Annotated in this window: 1 protein-coding gene; it reads left to right on the plus strand. The window is 42.6% G+C overall.

Features of this window, described 5'->3' with window-relative positions; genetic code table 11:
• Positions 1-331, plus strand: a 331-nt coding sequence (locus HXW94_RS18960) for an RNA-guided endonuclease InsQ/TnpB family protein (protein ID WP_178368433.1), incomplete at its 5' end; no start/stop codon positions are given.
• Positions 332-465: the final 134 nt, after the last annotated feature.

A 465-nucleotide genomic window follows, 5' to 3' on the forward strand; every position in this document is an offset into this window, starting at 1 on the left:
GTTGGTCCGAAAGTTTTCCGTCATCGTGATTGAAGACCTGAACGTCTGTGGAATGTTGAAAAACAGAAAACTGGCCAAAGCGATATCCGATATGGGATTCCATGAATTTAAACGGCAACTGAAATATAAAGCCGTTATTTCGGGTGTTAATGTAATCATTGCGGATCGGTGGTTTCCCTCTTCAAAAAGATGTTCTGAATGCGGTGAAATTCATAGGGAACTTACTTTGGCGGATCGAACATTTATATGTCCGGCGTGCGGATTCAAGCTGGATAGAGATGAAAACGCAGCCCGGAACCTGGAACAGTATCCGGTTTTATCGGCTGCATAATAATAACAATACCGTAGGTTCTACGGGATTTTAAGCCTGTGGAGAGGAAATGAGACCTAAGCAGTTTGTTCGGGCACACTCTATGAAGCAGGAATTTCTCATCATTCATACTCAATGGGTAAGAATGAGTAAGA

It is taken from the genome of Desulfobacter latus, from assembly GCF_013389365.1.
GTDB lineage: Bacteria > Desulfobacterota > Desulfobacteria > Desulfobacterales > Desulfobacteraceae > Desulfobacter > Desulfobacter latus.